Genomic DNA, 4,755 nt, shown 5'->3' on the forward strand with positions numbered 1-4,755 from the left:
GCCGTGATGAGCTCCGCCGTGGCGATGCCCGTCGGGAACGCGAGCGCCTCCTCCTCCATCAACCGCCGCCGCAGCAGGTGCGCCGCCAGCACGCCCAGCACCCCGAGCGCCACGCTCCAGGCCGCCACCGCCACGCCCGGCACCTCCAGCCCCAGCAGCATCAGCGCCGGCAGCGGCCCCAACAGCCCCGCCGCCGCGGGCATCGCGCCCACCGCCACCGCCGACACCTGCGTGAGGTTGTTCTCCAGCGTCGTGTACGGAGCCCCGCGTCGGCGCGACACCGCCGAAAGCCCGCCGAACCCCAGCACCGCCGCCATCACCGAGCCGCTCTCCCACCAGCCCAGCTTCAACCCCATGGACACGTTGGTGACCGCCAACAGCGAGCCCACCAGCAACCCCATGCCCACCGCGCGCGGCGTCCACTCGCGCGCCTCGGGAGAAGGGGCCGCGGGAGGTGGAGCCACCGCGCTCAAGCGCACGTCGTCGGCGGAGTCCGGTGCGGTCATCGAGGAAGACACAGCGCGCTCCGCCGAGCCCGTCATCGGCTCGCCTCCGCCGAGCGTCCCACCAGCTCCCGGAGCTGGGTGAGGTCCAGCGGCTTGGAAATCTTCAGGTTGGGGACCTCGCGCAGGAACGACACCGTGCGCGGCGTGAAGGCGCCCCCCGTCATGAACACCATGCGGCCCGCCTGCTCCGGCGCGCTGCGGCCCAGCTCGTTGTAGAGGTCCATGCCCGTCATCCCCGGCATCATCACGTCACAGAGGATGAGGTCGAAGCGGCTGCCCTCGTTGAGCAGTCGCAGCGCCGCCTGCGCGCTGTTCGCCGTCGCCACCTCGTGGTCCGCCGCCAGCGAGCGCTGCAACGCCAGCGTCACGTTCGGCTCGTCGTCCACCACCAGGATGCGCGCCCGCGCGTTCGTCGGCACCACCGTCTGGAGCCTGGGCAGCAGCTCCAGCTCCCGCGTGGCCGCGCGCAGCACGACGCGGAACGTGCTGCCCTTGCCCGGCTCGCTCTCCGCGTGGATGGAGCCGCCCATGGACTCGATGATGCCATGGCAGATGGACAGCCCCAGCCCCGTGCCCACGCCCACGGGCTTCGTGGTGAAGAACGGGTCGAAGATGCGGTCCATCACCTCCGCCGTCATGCCCATGCCGGTGTCGCGCACCTCCACCAGCACCCGGCCCCTGTCCCCGGCGCGGATGACCACCCGGATTTCGTGCTCGTGCTCGGGCGAGCGGTCCTCCGGAATCGCCTGCGCCGCGTTGAGCAGCAGGTTCAGGAACACCTGGCACAGCCGCGACTCGCTGGCCTCCACTGGCGCCACCGGCTCGAACTCCGTCACCAGCCGCGCGCGGTGACGGATGACGTTGTCCGCCATCTTGCACGCCAGCTCCACCGCGCGCCGCACGTCCACCGGCATCAGCCGCACTTCCTGCTCGCCGCGCGCGAAGACCTTCAAGTCGCGCACGATGGTGGCGATGCGCTCGGCGCCCTCCGTCGTCTCCCGCACCAGTTGCTGCAGCGAGGCGATGGCCGCCGCGGGCACCTGGCTCTCCATCCGCTCCAGGCCCTCGCGCACCAGGTGCAGGTTGACCAGCATGTACGCCAGCGGGTTGTTGATTTCGTGCGCCACGCCCGCGCCCAGCGTGCCCACCGACGCCAGCCGGTCCGCCACGACGAGGTGCGCCTGGAGCTGCTTTCGCTCCGACGTGTCGCGGTGGACCATGATGTTGGCAATCGTGCGCCCCTCGCTGTCGCGCAGCGGGACGACGACGGACTCACACCAGCAGGTGGTGCCATCGCGGCGCTTGAACTCCAGCTCCCCCGACCACCGGCCCTGCTTCTCCAGCCCCGCGAGCACCATGCCCGTCATCCGGTCCGGCTCGTCCGGGTGCAGCACGCGGAAGAGCGTCTGCCCCAGCGCCTCCGTCTTGTTGCGCCCGAACATCCGCTCCGCGCTGGCGTTCCAGTCGATGATGCCGCCGCCCAAATCGGTAATCACCACGCCGTCGTAGATGCTCTCGAAGATGAGCGCCTGGCGCGCCAGCTCCTGCTCGGCCTGCTTGCGGGCGGTGATATCCATCACCGTGCCCGTCACGCGCGCGGGCATCCCCGCCGCGTCGCACAGCACGTCGCCCTTGCACGAAATCCAGCGCCACCCGCTGCCCTGCGGCTCGATGCGGTACTCCACGTCCACCTGCGTCTTCTTCTCCAACGCGATGGACAGGGACTCCCGCACGCGAGGCAGGTCGGCGGGGTGCACCACCTCCTCGAGCTCCATGGCGCGGCCGGACAGCTTGCCCACGGGCAGTCCCAACAGCCGGTCCACCTGCTCGCTCCACGTCACCCGGCCGCTCTGCGCGTTCCAATCCCAGATGCCCACGCGCGCGGCGGACAGCGCCTGGCGCAGGGCCTCCTCGCGCTGCTCGAGCAGCTCCCGCTTGGAGAAGCGGAACACCGTGACGGTGCCAATCTGGAGCCTGTCGCCCTCCTGGAGCTCCGCCGTGGCGATGGGCGTGCCGTTGAGCAGGGTGCCGTTGGTGGACTCCAGGTCCGTGACGTGGCAGCCCCCGTCCGGCAGGCGGACGATGCGGGCATGCTTGCGCGACACGCCATGGTCGTCGATGCGCACCGTGGCCTCGGAGCCCCGGCCGATGATGTGCTCGCCGGGCTCCAGCCGGTACGCCTTGCCGATGGCCGCGGGCGTCGTGGTGCTGATGAGGATGAGGCAGGCTCCCGTCGAGGACGGCGGAGCCAGCGCCAGACCGGCGCAGGTCGTGAGGTCATCCAATGTCGTCATCAAGCAGCCCCCCGGCACCCCGCGCCGCGTCCGTCCACTCCACCTGCCCCAGCTTGCACGCGTGGTGTCACGTCCCCAGAATCCAGCAGTCCCCGGGCTCAGCGTCCAACCACCCGGGGTGATGGGGCCCTGGAGCATACGCCAGGCAACATCTGCCCCTGCCTCCGCCACCCGCTGTGATGGGTGGTGAACGCCCAGGTAGGATTGCCGCGTCGCGGCGGACGCTTCGGGCCCAGGCCATGCAGCAGGCGTCCCGGGCGCGGTGCTAGGGTACGACGCCACATGGCGGCCGACTCCGAGAGCACGTTCCGCATCCAGGCACGCGCGGATCTCCATGGCACCGAGCGGGCAAGAGGCGATGCGGGCCGAGGCCCGGGAACACTTGCGGGCGAGTACGTCCTCAAGGCCCTGCTGGCCTCCGGCGGACATGGCAGCGTCTATGAAGCCGAGCACCGCATCCTGGGCCGACGGGCCGCGGTGAAGGTGCTCCACCCCCACCTGGCGGATCAGGGCGAGATGCTCAAGCGCTTCGTGCGCGAGGCCCGGGTGGTGAACCAGATACGCCACCCCAACATCGTGGACGTCTATGACTTCGGGCTGATGCCGGACGGCAGCCCCTACTACGTCATGGAGCTGCTCGCCGGGCGCACCCTGGGCCAGGTGGTGCAGGAGCGCGGGCGGCTGTCGGCGTCCCGCGCGCGCGCGTACCTGGAGCCGGTGTGCGGCGCGCTGGAGGCGGCGCACCGCGCGGGCGTCGTCCACCGCGACCTGAAGGCCAGCAACATCCTCGTCGTGGAGGAGGGCGAGAAGCCGCGGGTGAAGCTGCTCGACTTCGGCATCGCCAAGCTCTTGTCCGCCGAGGCCACCCAGGAGGGGCTCACCATCGCCGGCCAGCGGCTGGGCACCGCCCACGCCATGGCGCCCGAGCAGTTCCGCGGGGGCGCCATCGGCCCGCACACGGACGTCTACGCGCTGGGCGTGCTGCTGCACCAGCTGCTCACCGGCCGCTACCCCTTCCTCTGCGAGGACCGGATGGAGCTGGAGCGGCTGCACCTGGAGGCCCCCGCGCCCAGGCCCAGCGCCATCGCCCCGGTGTCCCCGGCCGTGGACCAGGTGGTGCTGCGCTGTCTGGAGAAGGACGCCAGCCGCCGCTTCGGCAGCGTGGGCGCGTTCCTGGCCGCGCTCGCCGACGCCGCCGAGGAGCCCGTGCAGCCCACCCACCGCACCCGGCTGGCGCTCGCCGTCCACGCGGAGGTGGTGCTGTCGACGGCCGTGGCCCAGGACGACGACGCGATGTACGCGGTGCTCGCGGACGTGCTGGACGGGCTGGAGCAGGGCCTGCGCGGCGGGGGCTTCCTGCTGGCGCTGCAGTCCGGCACCACGCTGCTCGCCGTGCGCCCCCTGGAGAACGGCGCGCCCACCCCCGAGCGCACCACCTACCTGCGCGAGGCGGAGCGCTCGCTGCGCATCCTCCAGCAGGCCGCGCAGAAGCTCGCCGACCCCGTGGATGCCAAGGTCCACCTGTGCCTGCACCTGGGCCAGGCCGAGACGCGCGGGGACACCGGCGAATCCGAAATCGTCGGCGGCCCCGTCACCGACGTGAGCGCCTGGAGGCTGCGCGGACCGGAGGGCTTCGCCCTCACCCCCGCCGCCGCGCTGAGCCTGGAGTTTCCAGAGCCTCTCTAGTTTTTCCTGAAATACAAATTCTGCGTTGAATCCAATCCATCCAGACCTGACTGGGTCTAGGACTTTACAGCCCTGCTGTCATTGATTCGACGAGGAAAGAAAATTCCTCCATAGCAGCATGCGCGCAGGGAAATCCCCTACGAATCTTGTCGAACCCATCAGTTTTCAGCGCGATTGGGAGCGCTGAAGCGGGTGGGCGACAAGGTGGTCAGCCCTCGCTGACCACCACACACGGGGGAAACGCATGCACCTGTCTCTTATACAAATCT

Annotated in this window: 3 protein-coding genes; 1 reads left to right on the forward strand and 2 read right to left on the reverse strand. The window is 70.6% G+C overall.

Translation table 11 applies throughout. The features are described from left to right. Positions 1-542, reverse strand: a 542-nt coding sequence (locus FL311_RS41215; RefSeq protein WP_228557427.1) for an OPT/YSL family transporter, incomplete at its 3' end; no start/stop codon positions are given. Beyond that, entirely contained in the window at positions 539-2,800 is a 2,262-nt protein-coding gene (locus tag FL311_RS41220) for a PAS domain S-box protein (RefSeq protein ID WP_194869594.1), read from the reverse strand. The genes FL311_RS41215 and FL311_RS41220, both read right to left, overlap by 4 nt. A gap of 282 nt (positions 2,801-3,082) precedes the next feature. Here FL311_RS41220 and FL311_RS41225 point away from each other — a divergent pair, with 282 nt between their 5' ends. Beyond that, entirely contained in the window at positions 3,083-4,486 is a 1,404-nt protein-coding gene (locus tag FL311_RS41225) for a serine/threonine-protein kinase (RefSeq protein ID WP_141333095.1), read from the forward strand. Positions 4,487-4,755 lie beyond the last annotated feature (269 nt).

Source organism: Myxococcus sp. AB025B (assembly GCF_006518215.1).
GTDB classification, from domain to species: domain Bacteria; phylum Myxococcota; class Myxococcia; order Myxococcales; family Myxococcaceae; genus Myxococcus; species Myxococcus fulvus.